The organism is Xanthomonas sp. CFBP 8152, assembly GCF_014199025.1.
GTDB classification, from domain to species: domain Bacteria; phylum Pseudomonadota; class Gammaproteobacteria; order Xanthomonadales; family Xanthomonadaceae; genus Xanthomonas; species Xanthomonas arboricola_B.
The window spans coordinates 1,616,671-1,640,727 of record NZ_JACHNO010000001.1 but is presented as its reverse complement, the minus strand read 5'-3'; the positions used below and the strand labels follow the sequence as shown (position 1 = coordinate 1,640,727).

Below are 24,057 nucleotides of genomic sequence, written 5' to 3'. Positions count from 1 at the left end.
TGCCCTGCGCCCGCAAGCCTCGCACCACTGCATGCCTACCGATGCGCCGACCCGATGCTGCCTGAGCTCGGCACGTTCCTGCTGATCCTGGCGTTGCTGGTGGCCTTGATGCAGGCCGCGCTGCCGCTGGCTGGTGCGCAGCGTGGGCGCAGCAGCTGGATGGCGGTCGCGCGGCCGGCCGCGTTGCTGCAGCTGGGCCTGATCGCAGCGGCCTTCGCACTGCTGACGCATGCCTTCCTGGTGCAGGATTTTTCGGTGCGCTATGTCGCCGAGAATTCCAACAGCCTGCTGCCGGTGATGTACCGCTATTCGGCGGTGTGGGGCGCGCACGAAGGCTCGTTGCTGCTGTGGACCTTGGTGCTGGAGCTGTGGACCGGTGCGGTGGCGCTGTGGTCGCGGCAGTTGCCCATGCAGGTGGTGGCGCGCGTGCTCGGGGTGATGGCGCTGGTCAGCATCGGCTTCCTGGCCTTTCTGCTGTTCACCTCCAACCCGTTCGCGCGCGTGTTGCCGGTGCCGCTGGAAGGCGCCGATCTGAATCCGCTGTTGCAGGACCCGGGGCTGATCATCCATCCGCCGATGTTGTACTGCGGCTATGTCGGCTTTGCGGTGCCGTTCGCCTTCGCCATCGCCGCGTTGCTGGAAGGCCGCATGGATGCGCGCTGGCTGCGCTGGACGCGGCCATGGACCAACGTGGCCTGGGCGATGCTCACCGTCGGCATCGCACTCGGCAGCTGGTGGGCGTATTACGAGCTCGGCTGGGGCGGCTGGTGGTTCTGGGACCCGGTGGAAAACGCCAGTTTCATGCCGTGGCTGGTGGGCACCGCGTTGCTGCATTCGCAGGCAGTCACCGAAAAGCGCGGCAGCTTTGCCAGCTGGACCTTGCTGCTGGCGATCGCCGCCTTTTCGCTGTCGCTGCTGGGCACCTTCCTGGTGCGTTCGGGCGTGTTGACCAGCGTGCATGCGTTTGCGGCCGATCCGTCGCGCGGCCTGTTCATTCTGGTGTTCCTGCTGGCGGTGGTCGGTGGTTCGCTGCTGCTGTACGCGTTGCGTGCGCCGCGCCTGTCGCTGGTCGACGATCCGCGCCGCGCATTCGCCGGCAGCTCGCGCGAAACCTTGCTGCTGTTGAACAACCTGCTGCTCACCTGCACCTGCGCGATGGTATTGCTGGGCACGCTGTATCCGCTGCTGGCCGACGCCCTGGGACTGGGCAAGCTGTCGGTGGGGCCGCCCTACTTCGGTACGTTGTTCGTGGTGCTGATGGCGCCGCTGGTGGCGCTGTTGCCGTTCGGCCCGCTGACCCGCTGGCAGCGCGAGCAGGCCTCGCGCCCGCTGGCGATGCTCGCGCCGTGGGCGGGCTTGGCGGTTGCCGCAGGCATCCTGGCCTGGTTCGCTGCGCCGCAGGGCCAGTGGAAGGCGGCACTCGGCGTGGCCGGCGCGGCCTGGGTACTGCTGGGCACGCTGCGTTTCCTGTGGACGCGGCGCGCGGCCAAGGGCCGCAAGCTCACCGCCGAAATGCTGGGCATGGTGTTGGCGCACCTGGGCGTGGCGGTGTTCCTGGCCGGTGCGTTGCTGGTGGAATCGCTGAGCCTGCAGCGCGAGGTCGCACTGGCGCCCGGGCAGCAGATGCAGATCGGCCGCTACGCGCTGCACTTCGAGAACGTCGAAGAACTGCGCGGGCCCAATTACGTCTCCGACCGTGCCAACCTGCAGGTGTTCAAGGACGATGCGCCGGTTGGCCTGCTGCATGCGGAAAAACGCCGCTACGCCAGCGGCGGGCAGACCTTGACCGAGGCGGCGATCCGTCCCGGCCCGTTCGGCGACCTGTATGTCGCGCTTGGCGAACCCCTGGGCAATCAGGCCTGGGCGGTCCGCGTCCACCTCAAACCGTTCGTCCGCTGGATCTGGCTGGGAGCGCTGCTGATGGCGCTTGGCGGCCTGGTCACCGCGGCCGACCGGCGTTTTCGTCGTTCTCCGGAGATCCAAGATGGTTGAGTCACGTTCACCCCGCCTGCCCACTGCGGTCCTGGTGGGTGCCATTGTGCTGCTGCTCGCACTGGCAGCGCTGTTGGTCTATGCGGTGGTGCGCTCCGGTCAGGACGATCGCGATGCCCTGCCCTCTGCGCTGATCGGCAAGCCGGCGCCGGAGTTTGCGCTGCCGCTGCTGCACGACCCCAGCATCGTGGTGCATGCGCGCGAGCTGCGCGGCGCGCCGTACATCATCAACGTGTGGGGCAGCTGGTGCCCGGCCTGCCGCGAGGAGCACCCGGTGCTGAGCCGCTTTGCACTGACCAAGCGCGTGCGCGTGATCGGCTACAACTGGAAAGACGAGCGCAACGATGCGCTGCGCTGGCTCGAACAGCTGGGCAACCCCTACCTGCTGGTGGTCGCGGATCAGGATGGGCGGACCGCGATCGACTTCGGCATCGCTGCGGCACCGGAGACCTTTCTGGTCGACGGGCGCGGCGTGGTGCGCTGGAAGTACAGCGGCATGCTCACCCAATCCGTCATCGATACGCAGCTGATTCCGGTGCTGAGCAAGATCGAGCGCTCGCCCCGTGCCGCACCGGACCTGCACGCCAAGCAATGATGCGCGCCTGGCTGCTGACACTGCTGCTGTTGCCCTGGCTGGCCCTGGCCCAGCCGGCCGGCGACCCGGCGCCGCTGCGCTATGCTTCGGCCGAAGAAGAAGCGCGTTTTCATGCGCTCACCGCCGAGCTGCGTTGCGTGCAGTGCCAGAACCAGTCGCTGGCCGATTCCAATGCGCAGATCGCCCAGGACCTGCGTCGCGAAGTGCTGGCGCTGATGCACGAAGGACGCAGCGATGCGCAGATCCGTCAGTTCCTGGTCGCACGTTATGGCGAGTTCGTGCTGTACCGCCCGCGCGTGGAATCGCGGACCTGGCTGTTGTGGTTCGGTCCGCTGCTGGCGTTGTTGCTGGGCGGTGGCGCCGTGGTGCTGCTGGTGCGTCGACGCAGCGTGGCTGCGCCCGCCCTGCCCGCCGATGAGCAGGAGTGGTGATGGTCGGCTTCGTCGTTGCGATGGTGCTGCTGGCCCTGCTCGTCTTCGGTGTGGCGCTGCGGCCGCTGTGGCGCGAAGCGCGCGGACTGACCGCCAGCATCGCGGTATTGCTGCTGGCGGCGAGCGCGGCGCTGTATTGGTTGGTCGGCACGCCGGGCGCGATTCAAGCGCCGGCCAACCGGCCGGCCACGCCACGCTCGCTGGATGAAGCCATCGTGCAACTGCGCGCCGCACTGGCGCGCAATCCCGATCAGGCCGAAGGCTGGGTGTTGCTGGGGCGCTCGCTGTCCAGCCAACAGAAATTCGCCGAGGCGCGCGATGCGTTTGCGCGCGCGGTCGCGCTGCGTCCGGACGAGCCGGACGTGCTGGTGGCTGCCGCGCAGTCGCGCATGCTCGCCGACGACAGCGGGCGTCCGGATCCGCAAGCCATGCGCCTGCTGGAACATGCGCTGGCGGTGCAACCGGACCATCAACGCGCACGCTGGTTCCTGGGTGTGGTGCAGCGCCAGGCCGGTGAGCCGGCCAAGGCCAGCGAGACCTGGACGCCGTTGCTAAGCGTGGTCGATGCCACGACCCGCCCCGGCCTGCTCGAACAGATCAACGCCGCGCGCCAGGAAGCCAGCCTGGCGCCGATCCAGGCATCGGCTGCGCCTGCCGCCGATGCAGCCAGCGGCAAACGCATCCAGGTGCGCGTGACGCTGGATGCCGAGTTCGCCAAACGCACCGGCTTGCCGGGCGACACCAGCGTGTTCGTGATTGCGCGCGCCGCCGATACGCCGATGCCGGTGGCGGTGGAAAGACACGCGCTGCGCGAGCTGCCGTTGACCATCACCCTGGACGACGGCGACAGCCCAATGCCGACGCGCACGCTGTCGTCGCTGGACACCGTGCAGGTGCTGGCACGGCTGTCGCGCAGCGGCAACGCGATGCGCCAGGCCGGCGATGTCGAAAGCGTGCCGGTGATGGTGGAACTGCCCACTGCCGCGCCGGTGGAGCTGGTGATCGGTCGCTGATTGCTCGCCACGTTTCGTTGCGATGCTTGAGGCCAATGGACCAAAAGCGGTTTACAAAACGCTGGCCGCGCCAACACGTTGTCAGCCGCTGTCAGCGTCATCTGGATAGTCCCGAGCCGCGTTGGTCGAGGGCGCGATGCCCTCGCCGCGCCAGAGCGTGAGTCGGTTGCGTTGTTGAACACCATGCACACCGACCATCTCCACTGGTCCTTGCCCGCCCATCGTCGCGGGACCTTGAGCGGCATGGATGCCGCGCCAGAGCCTACACGGATGTACTTGCGGCGTGTCCCGCGATGGTGGGCGGGCAAGGGCCCTGCAGCAAACTCGCAACGTCGAGGGCAAGGACACCGCACCAGACGGTGTGCTGATTGTCTTGCTGAAAACCATGCACACCAACCATCTCCACTGGTCCTTGCCCGCTCACCGTCGCGGGACCTTACGCGGCATGGATGCCGCGTAAGAGCCTACAAGGATGTACTTGCGGCGTGTCCCGCGATGGTGGGCAGGCAAGGGCCCTGCGACCAAGCCGCAGATCCGCCGCTCCCTAGAGTGGCATCACACACAGCTCAAGGGCTCAAACCGACTCCCGATTCCCGATTCCCGATTCCCCATCCTGCACCCCGGCACCTGCCGTGGCAGATAGAATTGCCGCATGACTGAATTCATTCCTCCCGGCACGCTGTTCCACGCGCTGCCCTCGCCGTTTCCGATGAAGCGCGGTGGCGTGCTGCACCAGGCAAGCGTGGCCTACGAGACCTGGGGCACGCTGGCAGCCGATCACAGCAATGCGGTGTTGATCGTTACCGGGCTGTCGCCAAACGCGCATGCCGCGGCAAATCAGTCCAATCCCGAGCCGGGCTGGTGGGAGGCGATGATCGGGCCGGGCAAGCCGATCGATACCGAGCGCTGGTTCGTGGTCTGCGTCAATTCCCTGGGCAGCTGCAAGGGCTCGACCGGCCCGGCATCGATCGACCCCGCCAACGGCACGCCGTATCGCCTGGGCTTCCCGGAATTGTCGATCGAAGATGTCGCCGATGCCGCCGCCGACGTGGTGCGCGCGTTGGGCGTCGAACGACTGGCCTGCCTGATCGGCAACTCGATGGGCGGCATGACCGCACTGGCGTTGTTGCTGCGCCACCCCGGCATCGCGCACAGCCATATCAATATCTCCGGCAGTGCGCAGGCGCTGCCGTTCTCGATCGCGATCCGCTCGCTGCAGCGCGAAGCCATCCGCCTGGATCCGCACTGGAACGGCGGCCATTACGACGACATGCGTTACCCCGACTCGGGCATGCGCATGGCGCGCAAGCTCGGTGTGATCACCTACCGCTCGGCACTGGAATGGGACGGCCGTTTCGGCCGCGTGCGGCTGGATTCGGAGCAGGCCGCCGACGATCCGTTCGGGCTTGAATTCCAGGTCGAAAGTTATCTGGAAGGCCATGCCCGCCGCTTCGTGCGCTTCTTCGATCCCAACTGCTATCTCTATCTGAGCCGCTCGATGGACTGGTTCGATCTGGCCGAGTATGTCGACGACAGGCCGGCCATCGACGCCCATACCGATGGCACGCAAGCCGGCAACGCTGCTGTCGCCGCCAAACCGGACACGGGCGTCTCGACCGACGCCACGGTGCTGGCCGGCCTGGCGCAGATCCGCATCGCGCGCGCCTTGGCGATCGGTGCCAATACCGACATCCTGTTCCCGGTACAGCAACAGGAACAGATTGCCGAAGGCTTGCGCGCCGGCGGTGCCGACGCACACTTCATCGGGCTGGATTCGCCACAAGGCCACGATGCCTTCCTGGTCGACTTCGCGCGCTTCGGGCCGGCCGTGCGCGACTTTCTGGACGCTTGCTGATTTCCAGACCTGCGCAACGGCATCGGGGCCTGCCCCGGCAGCACGGCCTGCCGCGCAAGACGCTGGCGCTGCTGTTTCTGACCGGCATGGCCGCGATGGTGGTTGCAGGTCGCCTGCCGGCGCTGCTGGCATTTTGGTATGCGGCTGCAAGCATCCTGGCGATGCTGGTCTACCGGCTCGACAAGAGCGCAGCCCAACGCGGCCGGCAACGCACACCGGAAGCCACCCTGCACCTCATCGCACTGCTGGGCGGCTGGCCGGGCGCGTTGCTGGCGCAGGCGCTGTTCCGGCACAAATCCAGCAAGGCCTCGTTCCAGCTGCGGTTCTGGATCGCTGTCGTGGTGAATGTCGTTGCCCTGTATTGGGCATGCGGCCACCCTGCGTTGATGGCTGCACTCCACGCACTGCTGGAGTGAGCGGCGCGTGCGTGATGCACGCACACGACCAGTCAACGCGAACCGGTAACAGCAGGCCTCAGGCCAACGGCTCCAGCGCACCGGCTCGCAGGCGATAACGCCGCTGCACCACGCCATCGGGGATGCTGTCGTGGGTGATCATCACCAGGCTGCGTTCGCCCAGCGCGGCCGATAGATCCAGCAGCAAGGCGTGTGCGGTATCCACGTCCAGGCCGTCGGTGGGTTCGTCCAGCAGCAGAATCGGCGCGTCGCGTAGCAAGGCGCGCGCCAGCGCCAACCGGCGCGCCTGGCCGGCCGAGAGCGTGGCGCCGTTTTCGCCGACCCAGGTGTCCAGGCCGTTCTGCGCGGTGGCCCAGGCGCGCAGACGCACCTGGTCCAGCGCGTTCCACATGGCCGCATCGCTTGCGCCGGCATCGCCGATGAGCAGGTTGTCGCGCACCGTGCCGGCAAACACCGGGGCATGCTGCGGCAGCCAGGCGATGCGCTGATGCCATTGCGCCTGGGCGAGATGGCGCAGGTCGATACCGGCATAGGTCACCTGCCCGGCCTGCGGGTCCCACAACCGCAGCAGCACGGCAGACAAGGTGCTCTTGCCGCTGCCACTGTCGCCGCCGATGGCGATGCGCTCGCCAGGTGCCAGCCTCAGATCAAGCGCCTGCAGTACCGGACGCACGCTGCCCGGCCACGCGAAACTGACCTGATCCAGCTGCAGCGTGCCGCTGCGTGGCGCATCCACTGGCTGCGACGGATCGACGACCGATGGCGCCTGATCGACGATCGACTGCAGGCGCCTGGCCGCAACGCGCGCGCTCTGCAGCGCCTGCAAGGCGAGCCCGGCGCCGGCCCAGACTTCCAGCAACGCCATGGTCAGAAACACCAGGCCGGCCGCCATTTCCGCAGCGATCGATCCGCGTTCTGCCGCGTTCAACCCAAGCCACAACATGCCGGCCAGACCGATACCGCCGCAGACCGCATGCAGCAGATTGCCGCCGATCAAGCGACGGCGCTGCAGGCGATCGCCATCGACCACCGCCGCCGCCGTTGCATCCACCTGATGCAGCCAGGCAACTTGTGCCTCCACCGCTGCAAGATCGGCCGCACCTTCCAGGCCCTCGAACGCCTGCGTACGCAAGGCGGTACGTTGCAGGGCGCGCAGCTGTTCGCGCTGCGCACCGCCGCGCGCCACCTGCCACGGCACCACGCCACCGATGACCACGCCAAGCACCACCAGCAGCACGCCAGCCGGCGGATAGATCAGCGCCGCTGCCACCACGCCGGCCACCCAGATACCGAGCAATGCGCTCAACGGCGCCAGCGCGCGCACGCTCACGCCATCGACCTCGCCGATGTCGGACATCAGCCGCGCCAGCAGATCGCCGGTGCGCGTGGCCGACAAGCGGCCCGGCGCAAGCGGCAACGCGCGGCGGAAGAACCACACGCGCAGATCGCGGGCGATGCGCAGCGTGGCGTCGTGGCCGATCAATTTTTCGCCATAGCGCGAGAAGATGCGCGCGAAGGTCAGCGCGCGAATGCCCGCTGAGGGCGAAAAGAAATTGAAGCCGGTGCCCATGCCCGCGACACCGGCCAAGGCGGCGGCGGTCAGGAAACTGCCGGACACGCCGAGCAGGCCCACGCCTGCCAGCATGGTCACCAGCACCAACACCGCCGACAGCAGCAGGCGCCAGGCATGCCGGCCGAACACATCGCGCAGACTGTGGGGCTGTGTGCCGTTCATGACAGCTCCGTTACGACGGTGGCGCCGCGCAGATCGATCACCGTATCGGCCCATCGCATCACCGCAGCGCTGTGCGTGGCCAGCACCACCGCGCGGCCGCGTGCGAACCCACCCAAGGTGCGCAGCAACGCCGCTTCGGTGTCCGGATCGAGAAAGGCGGTGGGTTCGTCCAGCAGCAACAGGTCCGGCTCACGCAGCAACAGCCGCGCCAGGGCCACTCGCCGCGCTTCACCACCGGACAGCCCGAAGCCGCGTTCGCCGATCTGCGTGTCCAGCCCCGCAGGCAGCTGCGCAGCGAAGCGCATCACCTGTGCGGCGTCGGCCACCGCGTGCAGGCGCGCGGCGCCGGCCTGCGGATCGGCCAGGCGCAGGTTGTCTGAGATGCTGCCGTGAAACAGATACGGCCGCTGCGTGGCATAGCCGATGCGGCCCCCCGGACGCAGCAGCACGCTGCCGGCCTCCGGCGCAAGCCAGCCGGCCAGGCCCTCCAGCAAGGTGCTCTTGCCGCTGCCGCTGGCACCGATCACCGCCACGCGCTGCCCGGGCTGCAAGGTCAGCGAAAAATCCGCGACCACCGTGTGTGGCGCGCCCGGCGGCCGTAGCGCAAGAGCGCGCGCCTGCAGCAGCGGGCCGTGCGCCTGGGCCGGTTCCAGTGCGCGCAAGAGGGGCGCGGTCACCGGTAGCGTTGCCGATGGCGGCTCGAATCCTTCCAGCAGGCGCTCGGCTTCGGCCACCGCCGCCAGGGCATTGGCACGGTCGTGGTAGTGCGCGGCCAGCCGCCGCAACGGCGCAAAGAATTCCGGCGCCAGCAGCAGGCAGAACATGCCCACGCCCAGGGTCGGCAAGCCGTGCAGGTCCAGCATGCCCAGATAGGTCAGGCCGAAATACAGCGCCACGATCGCCACGCTCACCGAGGCGAAGAATTCCAGCACCGTGGACGACAGGAAGGCGATGCGCAGTACCTTGAGCGAGCGTTCGCGCACGCCTTCGGCTGCGGCGGCAATGCCGCTCAACTCGGCTTCGCCGCGGCCATACACGCGCAGCAGGCCCAGGCCCTTGAGACGATCGGCAAAGTGCCCGCCCATGCGTGCCAGTTCGCTCAGCTGGTCGCGCCCGGCGGCTTCGGCACCCCAGCCCACCAGCATCATGAAGAACGGAATCAGCGGTGCGGTCAGCAGCAACACCAGGCCCACCACCCAGTCGACCGAAAACACCGCGATCAGGATCAGCGGCGGCACCAGCGTCATTTCGGTGCGTGCGAGCTGGTAGCCGACGAAGTAGCCCTCCAGCGCATCGGTGTGCGCCAGGCTCAATTCGCCCAGTTCGCCGCTGCGTTGCCGGCGCAGCCATACCGGCCCGTGCTGCACCAGACGGCGCGCGATGCGGGCACGCAGTTCGCGCTTGGCCACATCGGCCACCTCGCCGGTCAGCGACTGCGCCCAGGCATTGAGCACCGCGCGCCCCACCAGCGCAGCTACCAGCCCCGCCCCCACGTCGCGCAATTGCGCCAGCGCCAGATGCTGCACCAGCACCGCCTGCAGCAACCACGCGATCGCCGCCGCCTGCGCCAGCAGCAGCACGCCTGCCGCCGCCACCGCCACGCCGGCCAGGCGCTGCGCACGCGTGGCCGGGGCCGCCAGCGCATCCAGCCATTGGCCGCGTTGACGGCGCTGGGCTGGCGTTTCGCTGGCTCGCACGCTGGGCTGGCTCACATCGCTCTCAAGGAAGACATCGTGTTGCAAGCGATTGTAAGTCGCCACTTCCCGCTACGGGCTGCGCATTGTGCCGCACCCGCCCCCCTCGGCATTGATCTGGATCAACGCGCGGGTCGCGGCATGCGCAGATGATCGGCTGCATTCCTTCATCGACACCCAACCAGGCCCATCCGCCATGATCGACTCGACAGTTGTTGAACTGTCGCGGCTGCAGTTCGCAGTCACCGCGATGTACCACTTCATCTTTCCGCCGCTGACCATGGGCCTGTCGTTCCTGCTCGGCATCATGGAGAGCGTCTATGTGATGACCGGCAAGGACATCTGGCGGCGCATGACCATGTTCTGGGGCGTGCTGTTCGGCATCAACTTCGCCATGGGTGTGGGCACCGGCATCGTGATGGAGTTCGAGTTCGGCATGAACTGGTCCTACTACAGCCATTATGTCGGCGACATCTTCGGTGCGCCGCTGGCGATCGAAGGGCTGATGGCGTTCTTTCTGGAAGCGACCTTCCTGGGCCTGTTCTTTCTCGGCTGGAACCGGCTGAGCAAGGTGCAGCATCTGGCCACCACCTGGCTGGTGGCGCTGGGCAGCAACTTCTCGGCACTGTGGATCCTGATCGCCAACGGCTGGATGCAGAATCCGACCGGCGCGGTGTTCAACCCGGACACCATGCGCATGGAAGTGGTCGATTTCATGGCGGTGCTGTTCAACCCGGTGGCGCAGGCCAAGTTCGTGCATACCGTCAGCGCCGGCTACGTGCTCGGTGCGGTGTTCGTGATGTCGATCAGCGCGTTGTATCTGCTGCGCGGCAAGCATGTGGACATGGCGCGGCGCTCGTTCGCGGTGGCTGCCGCGTTCGGCCTGTTGTCCTCGCTGTCGGTGGTGGTGCTCGGCGATGAGAGCGGCTATGCCGCCAACGAGCATCAGAAAATGAAACTGGCGGCGATCGAGGCGATGTGGGAAACCGAAGCCGCGCCGGCCGACTTCACCGCGTTCGGCATTCCCAACCAGCAGACCCATCGCAACGACTACGCGGTCAAGATCCCGTTCCTGATGGGTTTGATCGCCACACGTTCGCTGGACCAGCCGATCCCCGGCATCCTGGAACTGGTCGGCCGTGCCGAGCATCGCATCCGCGGCGGCCAGATCGCCTACGGCGCGCTGGAGCGCATCCGCGCCAACAAGGACGATGCCGAAGCGCGCAAGGTCTTCGATGCGCATTGGCAGGATCTGGGCCATGGCCTGCTGCTCAAGCGCTATCGCGACGATATCGGCAATGCCACTCCGCAGCAGATCGCCCAGGCCGCCATGGACACCGTGCCGCGGGTGCTGCCGCTGTTCTGGACCTTCCGCATCATGGCCGCCATCGGCATCTACCTGATCGCCTTCTTCGCCATCGCGTTCTGGTTTGCCTGCAAGCACAACTTCCAGGAAAAACGCTGGTTTCTGACCCTGGCCCTGTGGAGCCTGCCGCTGCCGTGGATCGCGATCGAGTGCGGTTGGTTCGTGGCCGAGTACGGCCGCCAGCCGTGGGCGGTGGAAGGCGTGCTGCCGACCTTCTATGCCGCGTCGGGACTGGACCTGTACGAAATCGTGTTGACCCTGGTCGGCTTCACCGCGCTGTACACCACGCTGCTGGTGATCGCGATCAAGCTGTCGCTGAAGACGATCCGCAAGGGCCCGGATGCGCTGTTTCCACCGATCCAACGCACCCCGTCGCCACACAGCAGCTCGCCCCACGCGTCCTCACCCGACGCCCCATTGAGCACCGGCGCACTGGCCGGCGGCGCACCGTAAGCCAGGAGAGACAACCATGGATTTCATCTTGCTCGACTACACCACATTGCGCGTGATCTGGTGGCTGTTGCTCGGCGTACTGCTGTCCGGTTACGCGGTGATGGGCGGCTTCGATCTGGGCGTCAGCACCTTGCTGCCGCTGGTCGCCCGCAACGATGCCGAACGCCGGCTGGTGATCAACACCATCGGCCCGGTCTGGGAAGGCAACCAGGTGTGGCTGATCCTGGGCGGCGGCGCAATCTTCGCCGCGTTCCCGCCGTTGTATGCGGTGAGTTTTTCCGGGTTCTATCTGGCGATGTTCCTGATCCTGTTCGCGCTGATCCTGCGCCCGGTCGGGTTCAAGTTCCGCGGCAAGCTGGTCGACCAGCGCTGGCGCAACACCTGGGATTGGGCGTTGTTCGTCGGCGGCTGCATTCCGGCGCTGATCATGGGCGTGGCGGTCGGCAATGTGCTGCTCGGTGTGCCGTTCCACTTCGATGCCAGCATGCGCACGTTCTACACCGGCAACCTGTTCGGGCTGCTGACGCCGTTCGCGCTGCTCGCCGGTCTGCTCAGCGTGGCGATGTTGATGGCGCACGGCGCGGCGATGCTGGTGCTCAAGACCGATGGACCGGTCGCCGAGCGTGCGGCGCGTTTCGGCAGCATCGCCGCGCTCTGCGCGGTGGCGCTGTTTGCCGCTGCCGGTGCATGGGTGGCGCTGGGTCTGCCGGGTTATGCAGTGACCTCGATCCTGGCCACCGACGCGCCGACCAATCCACTCGGCAAGACCGCCGCCCTCACCGCGGCCGGCGGCTGGCTGCACAACTACAGCAGCATGCCGGCCACCTTGATCGCACCGCTGGTTGGCCTGGTCGGGCTGGCGATGAATGCGCTGCTGTTACGTGTGCGGCGCGGCGGCCTGGCGTTCATCGCCTCGGGTTTCGCCATCGTCGGCATCGTCTTCACCGTCGGCTTTGCGTTGTTCCCGTTCCTGTTGCCCTCGTCCACCGCACCGAGCGCAAGCCTGACACTATGGGATGCCTCCAGCAGCCGTCTGACGCTATGGATCATGCTGCTGGCGACCACGCTGTTCATGCCGATCGTGCTGGCCTACACAAGCTGGGTCTATCGCGTGCTCAAGGGCAAGGTCACCGCCGACGAACTTTCGGCCAATCCAAACGCCTACTGAGCTTGCCTGCTGCGCGTTGCGATGCGGACGTGCGTCGCGCTCGCAGCAGGTCTTCAACGTCGCACGTACTTCAACGACTCAAGGAGAACGACAATGTGGTATTTCGCCTGGATCCTCGGCACCGGTCTGGCCGCGCTGGCGGCTGTACTCAACGGCATGTGGTTCGAAGCACGCGAGCCGGAGCGTGATCAACCGCATCGGTAAATTATTTTCGATAGATGCTTGCCGATTTCGCATTCCCTATGTAACATACGCGGCTCCTTCGGGGTGTAGCTCAGTCTGGTAGAGCGCTACGTTCGGGACGTAGAGGTCGCAGGTTCGAATCCTGTCTCCCCGACCAGTTTCAAAACACAAAACCGGCCTCGTGCCGGTTTTGTGTTTTCAGGCGCTGGCGCATGCACGTGCGCAGTGCGGATGGTCTGTCATGTCTGTTGTCATTGCCGCTGCCTCCCCGTCCGCCCGGTTGCGTGGTCGCGGCTTGGTGCTGGCTGCCATTTTGTTGTCCGCCTTCAACTTGCGTACCGCAGTGACGTCGTTGACCCCGCTGCTGGAACGCATTGCCGACGAGTACGCATTCGGCGCGCCCACCATGGGCGCGCTTGGCATGTTGCCGACGGCTGCATTCGCACTGACCGGCGTGGCCACGCCGGCCTTGCTGCGCCGCTTCGGCCTGCTACGCACGGCACTGCTGTCGATGGCATTGGCCACCGTCGGCCTGGTGTTGCGCCCGCTGCTGCCTGGGACTGCCGGACTGCTGCTCGGTTCGCTGGTGGCGCTGGCCGGCATGGGCATGGGCAACGTGGTGTTGCCGCCGCTGGTGAAGCGCTATTTCGGCGATCGCGTCGGTGGGGTCAGCACGCTCTACATCACCGTGCTGCAGGTCGGCACCCTGCTGCCGGCATTGCTGGCGGTACCGGTGGCCGATGCGCTGGGCTGGCGCAGCTCGATGGTGGTGTGGGTGCTGCCGGCACTGCTGGCATTGGCGGCATGGGCGATGGTGCAGACCAACCACCGCCGTCTCCATGTGACCGGGCCGGCACCGGTCACGCCGACGCCCGAAGCCGAAGGCCGCGTGGCACGCACCGCCCTGGGCTGGAGCATGGCAGTGACCTTCGGCATGACCTCGCTGGTCACCTATTCGATGTTCACCTGGTTGCCGACGCTGCTGCGCGAAGCCGGCGCCTCGCCCGCGTTCGGCGGCACCATGGTGGCGCTGTTCGCGGCACTGGGCATGGTCGGTGCCTTGACCATGCCGGCGCTGGCAGTCCGCATGCGCAACCCGTTTCCGATCGTGCTGCTGTGCGCGGCCTGCCACCTGGTCGCGTTTGCCGGGCTGTGGTGGGCGCCACTGGCCGCGCCGATCCTGTGGGTGACCCTGCTCGGCCTGGGGCCGAGCACGTTCCCGCTGGCATTGGTGCTGGTCAATCAGCGCAGCCGCACTGCGGCCGGCTCGGCGGCCCTGTCCGGGTTCTCGCAGGGCATGGGGTATGCGATGAGCTGCCTGGGGCCGTTCCTGTTCGGCTGGCTGCACGCGCACTACGGCGGATGGACGTCCCCGTTCGTTTTCCTGGTGATCTGCATCCTGGTGCAGCTGGCCGCCGCCTGGGTGGCCTGCCGCCCGCAGTTGCTGGAAGACGTCTGGGCACCGCCGCCGCGCGGCGCGCGCGCGTTCAACGTACCGGCAGACTAATGTAGCTTGGCTGCTCGGGGGTCACATAGACGCGCTGGGTGGCCTTTTGATAATCGCCGGGCTTGGCGAAGAAGATGTTGTCCACATAGGTCTGCGGATTGCGGTCGTACAGCGGAAACAGGCTGGACTGCACCTGCACCATCACCCGGTGCCCCGGTTGGAAGGTGTGGTTGGCGGTCGGCAGGCCGAACTGGAATGGCAGCGGCTGATTGGGCACCAGCGGCCTGGGCGCGCTGAAATTCTCGCGATAGCGGCCGCGGAAGATCGCCAGCGACACCGGCAGCTCATAGCCGCCCATCTTGGGACTGGACGCCATCTCGTCCGGATACACGTCGATCAATTTCACCACCCAGTCGCTGTCGCTGCCGCTGGTGGAGGCCTGCAGGTGCACTTCCGGTGCGCCGGCGATCTGCAGGGGTTCGGTCAGCGGCTCGGTGACGAAGGTCAGCACGTCCGGGCGGCCGTCGACGAAGCGCTGGTCCTGCACCAGCCAGGTGGTCCACATGCTGCGATCGCCGAAGTCCACCGGCCGCGGCACGAACGGCACCGGCTTGGCCGGGTCGGCCACGTACTCCTCGAAACCGGGCTGCCCCGCTGCCGGCCGCTGGAACGACAGCTTGCCGCCGGCCTGCAGATACAGCGGCTTGCTGGTCGACGCGCAGCCCTTGGCGCAGCTGCGCGGCCAGGCCTGCAGACGATCCCAGTGATTTTCCCCGGTGTTGTAGATGAACACCGGCGGCGTGCTCGCCTTTGGCGCGCCATCGACCAGGTATTGATCGAAGAACGGGCGCAGCACATCGTGACGGAACTGGCGCGCGGTATCGCCGTCGAAATTCAATGCACCCAGCGCGCTGCCGTCGTAGTTGACCTGGCTGTGCCGCCACGGCCCCATCACCAGATAGTTGAGCGTATTGCCCTTGTCGCGCGGCTCCATCGCCGCGTAACTATGGATGGCGCCCCACATGTCCTCCTGGTCCCACAGCCCCTGCAACCACATGGTCGGCACCTTGAGCGGGGTGCGCGCCATCACGGTGTCCAGCGCCTGCTCCTGCCAGAACGTATCGTAGGCGGCGTGTTCGGTGAGCTTGTGCCACCACGGCAGCTGCTCCAGGCCGGCGGCCCTGGCGAAATCGCCGGCCGAGCCGGCGCGCAGCAGGTTGCTGTAGTCGTCGTGGCCCTGCCGCGCGATGCCGCTGCCCTTGCCGCGCTGGGTGAGCTGGCCGGTGAAATAGTCGAAGTTGACCTGGCGGAACGCGCCGTAGTTGAACCAGTCGTCGCCCATCCAGCCGTCGATCATCGGGCTTTCCGGCACCGCGACCTTGAGCGCCGGGTGCGGGTTGGTCAACGCCATCACCACGGTGAAGCCTTCGTAGGACGAGCCGATCATGCCGACCTTGCCGTTGGACTCCTTGACGTTTTTCACCAGCCAGTCGATGGTGTCCCAGGCATCGGTGGCATGGTCGACCTCGCTGGGATTGAGCGGACCGCGCAGCGGCCGGGTCATCACGTAATCGCCTTCGGAGCCGTACTTGCCGCGCACGTCCTGGATCACGCGGATATAGCCGCCTTCGACGAACACGTCGTCGCCCTGCGCGAGCAGATCCTTCATATGCGGCGAGGCCATGCGCTCGGTGCGCCCGCTGGCGTTGTACGGCGTGCGTGTCAGCACCATCGGGGCGTTGCGCGCGCCCTTGGGCAGCACGATCACCGTATGCAGCTTGACCCCGTCGCGCATCGGGATCATCACCTCGCGCTTGACGTAGTCGTTGGCGGCATCGCTGGCCACGAACGGCTTGCCGGTGATATCCGGCGTCATCGGCGAGGTTTGCGCCAGCGCGCTGCCGGTGGCGGCGGCAATGGCGGTGGCGAGCAGGCAGGCGGCAAAACGGCGCATCGACGACTCCGGAACGTGCGGGGCAGCCGTCGACTGTAGGCAGGGTGCGGCCTGCCGGGGGAGTGTCAAAGGTCGTGGTTGCCGCGCCTGTGGCCTTTGCGGCCCGTGGCTGCATGGAAAGCCGCATCGTCGCCGGAGCCATCCGACCTCGGCGCCGCGCGGGACGGATGAAGCTGCTTTCGGCTGCGCCGGCGGACTTGCGTGCGCCTTGTCGCGTTGTCGCCGATCAGTGCCGTACCTGGCCTTCGCCGCGCACCACGAAACGCTCCACGGTCAGCGCCTCCAGGCCCATCGGGCCATAGGAATGCAGGCGCGTGGTGGAGATGCCGATTTCGGCGCCCAGGCCGAGCTCCCCGCCGTCGGAGAAACGCGAGGACGCGTTGACCATCACCACGGCCGAGCGCAGCGACTGCACGAACTGCTCGCCGTTTGCGGCGTCCTGCGTGGCGATCACCTCGGTGTGGTCGGAGCCGTACTGACGGATATGCGCCAGCGCGGCATCCAGGTCCGGCACCACGCGGATCGCCAGGATCAGGTCGAGGAATTCAGCGGCGTAGTCGTCGTCACTGGCGGCCGCGACATCGGGCAGCAGTGCGCGCGTTGCCGCATCGCCACGCAACTCCACGTGACGTTCGCGCAGGGCCTGCGCGGCCATCGGCAGGAAGCGTGCGGCAATGTCGGCATGCACCAGCAAGGTCTCCAGCGCATTGCAGGCCGACGGCCGGCTGGCCTTGCCATCGACCAACAGCCGCACGGCCAGGTCCACGTTGGCCGATGCGTCCACGAACAGATGGCACACGCCCTTGTAATGCTTGATCACCGGCACGCGCGCATGCTCGGCGACGAAGCGGATCAGGCCCTCGCCGCCACGCGGGATCGCCAGATCGACGATATCGCTGAGTTGCAGCAGTTCCAGCATGGTCTCGCGGCGCAGATCCTCGACCAGCGTCAACGCCGCTTCCGGCACGCCGGCCTCGCGCAAGGCGCGCTGCAGGGCGCGCGCAATCGCGGTGTTGGAGTGGATCGCTTCCGAGCCGCCACGCAGGATCACGCCATTGCCGGCCTTGATGCACAGCGCTGCCGCATCGGCAGTCACATTCGGGCGCGCTTCGTAGATCATCGCGATCACCCCCAGCGGCACGCGCACCTTCTGCACCACGATGCCATTGGGGCGGATGTCCTGGCGCGTGACCTGCCCGACCGGATCGGGTAACTGCGCAACTTCGCGCAAGGCTGCGGCGATGCCGGCCAGGCGCCCGCCGTCCAGCGCCAGACGATCCAGCATTGCGGTCCCCACCCCCTTCGCGCGCGCCGCCTCCAGATCGCGCGCATTGGCCGCCAGGATCAGCGCCGCATCCTGTTCCAGCGCGGCCGCCATCGCCTCCAGCAAGGCCTGCTTGGCAGACGCGGACAGTTGCGACAGCACTTGCGCGGCATCACGGCATTGCAGGGCTAGGGTTTTGATGGTCATTGTCGAATCGGGAGTGGGGAATCGGGAATGGTAAAAGCACGCGCCATCACTTTACTGCGACAGAATCGGCAGCGGGAAAGTTGGCTGAAACGCTCTTGCGATTCCCCATTCCCGATTCTCAAATCCCCGCTACAAAAGCACCAAATCATCGCGATGCACCACATTCTCGCCATAGCTGTACCCGAGCACGGGCTCGATCTCGCGGGAGTGGCGGCGGGCGATGCGGCGGATGTCCACCGCCGAATACTGGCTGACGCCGCGTGCCAGGCAGCGCTCGCCGGTATCGTCGCGCAGGTGGATCTCCACCATGTCGCCACGCCGGAAGTCGCCCTGCGCACCGGCCACACCGCCCGGCAGCAGCGAGGCGCCCTTGTCGGTCAGTGCGGCGGCGGCGCCGGTATCGATCAGGATCGCGCCCGCTTCCACCGGCGCGTGACGCAGCCAGTACTTGCGGGCGGCGATGCGCGTGCGTGCGGCGTGGATACGCGTGCCGTGCAGGCGATCCTGCGCCAGGGCGCGCACCACATCGCCATTGCGGCCGTTGAACAGATAGGTTTCGATGCCGGCCGCGCCGGCCTTTGCGGCGGCTTCCAGCTTGGTACGCATGCCGCCGGTGCCCACGCTGCTGCCGCTGCCGCCGGCCATCGCCAGCACCTCGGCGGTGAGTTCGGCCACCTCGTCGAGCGGCCGCGCCAGCGGATTGCTGCGCGGGTCGGCGCTGTACAACCCGTCGATATCGGTGGCGATGAACAAGGCATCGGCATCGACCAGGGCGGCGACGATCGCGGCCAGGTTGTCGTTGTCGCCCAGCTTGAGCTCGTCCACCGACACGGTGTCGTTTTCGTTGATCACCGTCAACGCGCCCAGCCGCAACAACTCGCCCAGGGTGGCGCGTGCGTTGAGATAGCGGCGGCGGTTACGCAGGTCGTCGTGGGTGAGCAACACCTGCGCCACCGGGCGCTCGAAAAAGCGCTGCCAGAGCGCGATCAATTGCGCCTGCCCTAGCGCAGCCAGCGCCTGGCGCGCGGCGATCGGTGCGCCTGCCTCGGCGGCTTTCGGCAGGATCGCCCGGCCGGCCGCCACCGCGCCCGACGAGACGATCACCAACTCGCGCCCGGCCATCAGGTTAGCCGAGACGAACTGCGCCAGCCCCAGCGCAAAGCGCGGCGACAGGCCGCCGCCATCGGCGGCGAGCAGGCTGCTGCCAACCTTGAGCACCGCGCGCCGCCACGGCGGCAGCGCCTGCTCGGTAAACGACCCAGCAGTGGCGATGGGCGTGCTCATGGCGACAACCTGCTCAGTGCGTGTTCCACTCATGGACGGTCAGCGTGGAGGCAGCGCGCAGCGCCAATGGATCGCGCGCGACGATCTGCCGCGCGTCTTCCAGGCTGGCGACGTTGATCAGCACGTACGCGCCGCCGCTGCGATCACTGAAGCCGCCGGTCAGTTCCAGCTGCCCGGCAGCACGCAAGGCCTGCAGAAACTCCAGATGCGGCTGCACCACATCGGCCGGGAAATCCGGCTTGCGCATCGCCAATACCAGATAGCGCATCGCCATCAGCCGGCCTCCTTGTCGGGTGTTGCCTCGCTACGACCGAACGGCGTGGAAATCACCAGAAAGCGCGCTTCCATCTCGGACAGGTTGTGCATCTGATGGGTGGAACCGGGCGGCACATGCAGGCTCTGCCCCGCGCGCAGCACATGCTGCTCGCCGTCCAGTTGCAGCATCACCTCGCCGGCCAGCACATAGAAGAAATGCCGCGCGCGGCTATGCCGGTGACGCAGTTCGGCTGCGCCGGGCGGCATGCGTTCTTCCAGCACGCTCAGGTTGGGGTCGCGCAACAGGTGCCAACCGTCGCTGGCTTCGCCCCAGGGGTAATGCTCGGCGGTGTCGGTGCTGATCACGGCCATCAGACCAGCGCCTGCCAGCGGGCATGCAACACATCCAGCTGCAGATCTGCCGCGGCGCCTGGCGAGACGCGGGCGGCCAGGCTGCCTTCCGGCGTGCGCCCCTGCCCTGCGGTGTCGGCCGACTCCGCGGCCGCCTTGTAGGCCTCGCGGAACGGCACGCCGGCAACGGCCGCTTCCACCGCCACATCGGTGGCGTACATGCCCGAATCGATCGCCGCACGCAGTTTGTCCGGGCGCCATTCCAGATTGGCCAGCAAGGCCGGCAGCAGTTCCAGCGCCGCCAGGCCGCGCCCGAAGCCGTGCACAATCGCGCCCTTGCTGCTCTGCAGATCGCGGTGATAGCCCGACGGCAGCGACAGCAGCTGTTCGATCTCGGTCCGCGCCGCGGCCACGCTGGCGTGGGTGGCGCGCATCAGTTCGATCACGTCGGGGTTGCGCTTGTTCGGCATGATCGAGCTGCCGGTGGTGTATTGCGCCGGCAACGCGACGAAGGCGAACTCGCCGCTGGTGAACAACGACAGATCCCAGGCAATCCGGCGCAGGTCCAGCGTTGCGCTGCCAAGGGCCTCGAGCGCGGCCAGTTCGTACTTGCCACGCGAGAGCTGCGCATAGAGCGGCGACACCTGCAGGCGTGCAAAGCCCAGCTCGGCAGTGGTATGCGCACGGTCCAGCGGCAGGTTGACGCCGTAACCGGCGGCGGTACCGAGCGGATTGCTGTCCACCAGGCGCAAGGTATCGGCCGCACGCACCGCGTCGTCGATAAAGGCCTCGGCCCAGCCCGCCCACCACATGCCGGCCGAGGACACCACCGCACGCTGGATATGCGTATAGCCCGGCACCGGCAACGCAGCCTCTGCCTGCGCGCGGTCCAGCGCCACCTTGGCGATCTCCGCGCCGAGCTCGGCCACGCGTTGCAGCTTGTCCTTCAACCACAGGCGCGTGGCGACCAGGATCTGGTCGTTACGGCTGCGCCCGGTGTGGATCTTGCGGCCGGCATCGCCCAGGCGTTCGGTCAGGCGCGCCTCGATCGCCGAATGGCAGTCCTCGTAGCGTTCGTCCAGCACGAACGTGCCACTGCGGAAGTCGGCCGCCAGCAGGTCGAGCTGTTCGCTCAGTCCACCCAGTTCCTGCAGCGACAGGATGCCGATGTGCTGCAGTCCCTGCGCATGCGCCTTGCTGGCAGCGATGTCGTACAGGAAGAACTCGCGGTCCAGGATGACATCGTCGCCGGCCAGGAAGCTCTGGATCTTGGCGTCTACCGCCACGCCGGGTTTTTGCCACAACAGATTGGTCATCGGAAAGCGTCTCGAAATAGTCGTCCAGTTAAATCCCCGCACACGGATGTGCGGGCTTCTGCGAGGGACTCGCACCTTTGAATCCCTGCACAAGGATGTGCGGGCTCTTGCGAGGGACTCGCATCATCAGCCAATCGCAGTCAATTCGTCCCAGCCCAACGCCAGGTTGAGATTCTGCATCGCCTGCGTCGCCGCGCCCTTGAGCAGGTTGTCCAGCGTCGCCACTACCACCACCCGCTTGTTGCCCGGCGCCAGCGTCACGCCACCGATCTGCACCCCGTGCCTGCCAGCGATGCGGCTGACCCACGGCGCTTCATCGACGATCTCGATCAACGGCTCGTCGGCGTAACGCTGCGTGTAGCGCGCCTGGACCTGCTCGCGCGTCAGCGGTTGCTGCAGCCACAGGTTGACGGTCATGGTGATGCCACGGAAATGCGGCGCCACATGCGGCATGAACTCCACCGGCACCCTGAGCTGCGCGGAGACTTCGCGCTCGTGCATGTGGTTGGTCAGCGCATACGGCATCAGGTTATCGGCCAGCAACGCGGGGTTGTTCTTGTCCGACGGCGTGGTGCCCGCGCCGGAGTACCCGGACACGCCGAAGCACTGCGGCGGGCCGGCCAGTTGGTCGAGCAAGGGCGCGATCGTCAGCTGCATCGCGGTGGCATAGCAGCCCGGATTGCTGATGCGCTTCTGCCCGGCATAGCTGCCGCGCGTCAGTTCCGGCAGCCCGTAATACCAGGCCGGATCGAAGCGGTAATCGGCCGACAGGTCGATCAACAGGGTCTGCGGCCTGGCCGAATCGATCGCCGCGACGAAGGGCTCGGCCTTGCCGTTGGGCAATGCCAGGATCACCACGTCCGCCGCCTTGGCGGCCACCGCATCGGCATCCAGGTTCGCGTAGCGCAGCTCACCGCGATACGCAGCGTTGTGGTCGGCCACGGGTTGCCCGGCCAGCTCGCGCGAGGACACGAACACCAGCTGCAGATGCGGGTGTGCCATCACCAGCTTGATCAATTCCGATCCGGTATGCCCGCGGGCACCGACGATGCCGATGGTCGTTGCTTGAACAGTCATGCGTTTGCTTCCAGGCGGAACTGCAGGTGGCGTTTGACCCCGGCCCATTCCGTATCGATGATGGAGAACACCACGGTGTCGCGCGGCGTGCCGTCAGGGTGGCGGGTGTGATTGCGCAGCACGCCGTCCTGCTTGGCACCGAGCCGCGCAATCGCCGCGCGCGAAGTGTGATTGAACCAGCTGGTCTCGAACACCACGCTCAGGCAGCCCAGCGTGTCGAAGGCGTGCTGCAGCAGCATCCGCTTGGTGTCGGTATTGACGCCGCTGCGCTGCACGTGCGGCGCGTACCAGGTGTAGCCGATCGACAGCTTGGGCACTGTCGCGTCCAGCCCGTAGTAGCGCGTGCAGCCGACGACCTCGCCGGCCACATCGCGCACCACGTAGGGCAGCACCAGCCCGTCGGCCTGCGCAGCCAGGGCTGCGCCCACGTAGCCGTCCACCTGCGCCGGTGCCGGCACGCCGGTGTACCACAGCCGCGACAAGGCTCCATTGCCCAGCGCCGCGCGCAGACCATCGGCATGCGCAGCCTGCAACGGTTCCAGTGTTGCGTGTTGCCCGCGTAGCGTGGGCAGCTCGCGCCAAAGCGATGGCAATGCGACGGGCGCCATCGTCCTCAGCCCAGTAGCGTCGGCTGGCGCGTCGCGCAATGCGCCACGCAGTGCTGGATCTGCTCGAAGTTCTCCAGCCCGTACCAGAACACCTTCCACTTCTCCTGCTTGATGCAGCCGTCGGACTCGGCGTAGTAGAAAATGTTGACCTGGTTGTTGTGACGCGAGCGCCAGAACAGCTGCGGGGTTTCCTCGCGCATCACGTTCCACACTGCACGGCCCAGGCCTTCGCCCTGCGCGTCGTCGAGCACGGCGAACTTGTCCAGGTAGATCAGCGCGCTTGCACCCAGCCTGCCCTCGTCGGTGAGGATCACCGCAGCGCGGTAGTTCTCGCTGACATAGGCGCGCAGCAACTTGGTATTGCTGAAGTACTCGGGCACCAGCGTGCGACCGAAGCTGGATTCGATCAGGGTCCTGAGCCGCGGCAGGTCCAGTTCGTCCCATGAGCTTGCACGCAGCACGCGTTCGCCGCGCCGCACCAGCGTGCCCGAGCCCTTGTGGGTGAACAGCTCCTTGGCCAGATCCGCCGGCCGGGTGATCGACACCGACGACTCCAGCGGCAGGCGATCGAGCAGATCCTTGATCTGTTCGATCTTCACCCGCATGCCGCCGTTGATCCACGGCTGCTGCATCAGATGGTCGAACTCGGTGGACAGGTTGATCGAGTCGATCACCTTGCCATCGGCATCCAGCAGACCGCCGGTGCCGGTGAGGAAGATGATCTTGTACGGCTGCAGCTCCTGCACCAGTTCGTTGGCGGCGAAATCCGCGTTGATGTTGAGGATCTGCCCGCTCGGGGTCTCGCCCAGGCTGGTGATCACCGGGATCGAGCCGGCCTGCAGGCTGGCTTCGATCGGCGCCAGATTGACCGCCTTGACCTCACCGACCAGGCCGTAGGTGTCGCGGTCCAGATACTGCGCTTCGAACACGCCGCCGGTGATCGAGGTCGCACGCGCGCCGTTCTGCTGCAGCGCCTCGACCAGCTTGAGGTTGGAGGCCTGGAACACCTTGCGCACGATCGCCAGCGCTTCCGGCGAGGTGACCCGCAGGCCGTTGACGGTGCGCTTCTCGATGCCGGCCGCCGACAGTTCGGCATCCAGCTGCGGGCCGGCGCCATGCAGCACGATCGGGGTCAGCCCAACTTCCTGCAGAAACGACAGCGACGAAGTCAGCGCGTCCAGGTCGTCGCGCAGCACCGCGCCGCCCACTTTGACCACCGCAAAGCGTTTGGCATCCAGCTGCGAAAAACGCTTCAGGTACTGGCTGATTTCCTTGGCGCTGGCCATGCTCGAAAGCAGGCGCACGATGGTCTGGCGGGTCTGTTTGTGGGGCTGTGCGGAGAGGGACATTGCCGTGATCGAAGAGAGGAAAGGCCGCGCCAGGGCGCGGAACG

21 protein-coding genes and 1 tRNA gene are annotated in these 24,057 nt (G+C 66.9%); 11 read left to right on the top strand and 11 right to left on the bottom strand.

The genetic code is table 11. The features are described 5' to 3' along the window. The first annotated feature begins 54 nt into the window (after positions 1–54). The 6 genes from FHT09_RS06900 to FHT09_RS06875 all read left to right on the top strand — a co-directional run bounded on the left by FHT09_RS06900 (position 55) and on the right by FHT09_RS06875 (position 6,302). Positions 55–1,992, top strand: a complete 1,938-nt coding sequence (locus tag FHT09_RS06900) for a heme lyase CcmF/NrfE family subunit (protein ID WP_104604740.1) — start codon at positions 55–57, stop codon at positions 1,990–1,992. Continuing rightward, positions 1,985–2,587 (top strand): DsbE family thiol:disulfide interchange protein, encoded by a 603-nt coding sequence (locus tag FHT09_RS06895; RefSeq protein ID WP_104604742.1) that lies wholly within the window; start codon positions 1,985–1,987, stop codon positions 2,585–2,587. Before FHT09_RS06900 ends, FHT09_RS06895 begins: the two co-directional genes overlap by 8 nt. Continuing rightward, complete coding sequence (locus FHT09_RS06890; RefSeq protein WP_166774672.1) at positions 2,584–3,018, top strand: cytochrome c-type biogenesis protein; 435 nt, start codon at positions 2,584–2,586, stop codon at positions 3,016–3,018. Before FHT09_RS06895 ends, FHT09_RS06890 begins: the two co-directional genes overlap by 4 nt. Continuing rightward, positions 3,018–4,031 carry a tetratricopeptide repeat protein gene (locus FHT09_RS06885; RefSeq protein WP_166774671.1) on the top strand — a complete coding sequence of 338 codons (1,014 nt, stop codon included), beginning with the start codon at positions 3,018–3,020 and terminating at the stop codon, positions 4,029–4,031. Before FHT09_RS06890 ends, FHT09_RS06885 begins: the two co-directional genes overlap by 1 nt. A 652-nt stretch (positions 4,032–4,683) precedes the next feature. Further along, on the top strand, positions 4,684–5,886 hold the full coding sequence (locus FHT09_RS06880; protein WP_104604744.1) for a homoserine O-acetyltransferase: 1,203 nt from the start codon (positions 4,684–4,686) through the stop codon (positions 5,884–5,886). Further along, a complete protein-coding gene (locus FHT09_RS06875) occupies positions 5,880–6,302 on the top strand; it encodes a DUF1294 domain-containing protein (RefSeq protein WP_104604745.1) in 423 nt (140 codons plus the stop codon). The genes FHT09_RS06880 and FHT09_RS06875 overlap by 7 nt, the downstream gene beginning before the upstream one ends. A gap of 58 nt (positions 6,303–6,360) precedes the next feature. Here the strand turns inward: FHT09_RS06875 and cydC are convergent, their stop codons facing one another. Both cydC and cydD read right to left on the bottom strand, forming a co-directional pair. Next, positions 6,361–8,037, bottom strand: coding sequence for a thiol reductant ABC exporter subunit CydC (gene cydC, locus FHT09_RS06870; RefSeq protein ID WP_184416894.1), 1,677 nt, complete (start codon positions 8,035–8,037; stop codon positions 6,361–6,363). After that, entirely contained in the window at positions 8,034–9,779 is a 1,746-nt protein-coding gene (gene cydD / locus FHT09_RS06865) for a thiol reductant ABC exporter subunit CydD (RefSeq protein ID WP_104604905.1), read from the bottom strand. The genes cydC and cydD overlap by 4 nt, the downstream gene beginning before the upstream one ends. Positions 9,780–9,927: 148 nt before the next feature. Between cydD and FHT09_RS06860 the strand changes: the two genes are divergently transcribed. From FHT09_RS06860 to FHT09_RS06840, 5 genes are all read left to right on the top strand, one after another. Further along, positions 9,928–11,550: a cytochrome ubiquinol oxidase subunit I gene (locus tag FHT09_RS06860; RefSeq protein WP_104537869.1), complete on the top strand. Its 1,623-nt coding sequence runs from the start codon at positions 9,928–9,930 to the stop codon at positions 11,548–11,550. Between the two features lie 16 nt (positions 11,551–11,566). Then, on the top strand, positions 11,567–12,718 hold the full coding sequence (gene cydB / locus FHT09_RS06855; RefSeq protein ID WP_104604746.1) for a cytochrome d ubiquinol oxidase subunit II: 1,152 nt from the start codon (positions 11,567–11,569) through the stop codon (positions 12,716–12,718). Positions 12,719–12,811: 93 nt separating this feature from the next. Further along, positions 12,812–12,922 carry a cytochrome bd-I oxidase subunit CydX gene (gene cydX / locus FHT09_RS06850; protein ID WP_104604747.1) on the top strand — a complete coding sequence of 37 codons (111 nt, stop codon included), beginning with the start codon at positions 12,812–12,814 and terminating at the stop codon, positions 12,920–12,922. Positions 12,923–12,981: 59 nt separating this feature from the next. Next, positions 12,982–13,058 (top strand) — tRNA-Pro (locus tag FHT09_RS06845). A gap of 123 nt (positions 13,059–13,181) precedes the next feature. Continuing rightward, positions 13,182–14,408 carry an MFS transporter gene (locus tag FHT09_RS06840; RefSeq protein ID WP_181141227.1) on the top strand — a complete coding sequence of 409 codons (1,227 nt, stop codon included), beginning with the start codon at positions 13,182–13,184 and terminating at the stop codon, positions 14,406–14,408. On the opposite strand, the gene FHT09_RS06835 is transcribed toward FHT09_RS06840, so the two are convergent. The 9 genes from FHT09_RS06835 to FHT09_RS06795 all read right to left on the bottom strand — a co-directional run bounded on the left by FHT09_RS06835 (position 14,389) and on the right by FHT09_RS06795 (position 24,013). Beyond that, the gene (locus tag FHT09_RS06835) at positions 14,389–16,302 is read right to left on the bottom strand and encodes a CocE/NonD family hydrolase (RefSeq protein ID WP_104604749.1); all 1,914 of its coding nucleotides are present in this window, start codon (positions 16,300–16,302) and stop codon (positions 14,389–14,391) included. The genes FHT09_RS06840 and FHT09_RS06835 overlap by 20 nt on opposite strands. Before the next feature lie 226 nt (positions 16,303–16,528). After that, positions 16,529–17,773 (bottom strand): glutamate-5-semialdehyde dehydrogenase, encoded by a 1,245-nt coding sequence (locus FHT09_RS06830; RefSeq protein WP_104537140.1) that lies wholly within the window; start codon positions 17,771–17,773, stop codon positions 16,529–16,531. A gap of 129 nt (positions 17,774–17,902) precedes the next feature. Beyond that, entirely contained in the window at positions 17,903–19,057 is a 1,155-nt protein-coding gene (gene proB / locus FHT09_RS06825) for a glutamate 5-kinase (protein ID WP_104604750.1), read from the bottom strand. A 13-nt stretch (positions 19,058–19,070) separates the two neighbouring features. Beyond that, positions 19,071–19,331 carry a YciI family protein gene (locus FHT09_RS06820; protein ID WP_104604751.1) on the bottom strand — a complete coding sequence of 87 codons (261 nt, stop codon included), beginning with the start codon at positions 19,329–19,331 and terminating at the stop codon, positions 19,071–19,073. Next, positions 19,331–19,684, bottom strand: coding sequence for a cupin domain-containing protein (locus FHT09_RS06815; protein ID WP_181141216.1), 354 nt, complete (start codon positions 19,682–19,684; stop codon positions 19,331–19,333). Before FHT09_RS06815 ends, FHT09_RS06820 begins: the two co-directional genes overlap by 1 nt. After that, a complete protein-coding gene (argH, locus tag FHT09_RS06810) occupies positions 19,684–20,979 on the bottom strand; it encodes an argininosuccinate lyase (RefSeq protein WP_104604753.1) in 1,296 nt (431 codons plus the stop codon). Before argH ends, FHT09_RS06815 begins: the two co-directional genes overlap by 1 nt. A gap of 126 nt (positions 20,980–21,105) precedes the next feature. Further along, entirely contained in the window at positions 21,106–22,056 is a 951-nt protein-coding gene (gene argC / locus FHT09_RS06805) for an N-acetyl-gamma-glutamyl-phosphate reductase (RefSeq protein ID WP_104604755.1), read from the bottom strand. Next, positions 22,053–22,664, bottom strand: a complete 612-nt coding sequence (locus tag FHT09_RS06800) for a GNAT family protein (RefSeq protein WP_104604757.1) — start codon at positions 22,662–22,664, stop codon at positions 22,053–22,055. Before FHT09_RS06800 ends, argC begins: the two co-directional genes overlap by 4 nt. Before the next feature lie 5 nt (positions 22,665–22,669). Next, a complete protein-coding gene (locus FHT09_RS06795) occupies positions 22,670–24,013 on the bottom strand; it encodes an acetylglutamate kinase (RefSeq protein ID WP_104604759.1) in 1,344 nt (447 codons plus the stop codon). Positions 24,014–24,057 lie beyond the last annotated feature (44 nt).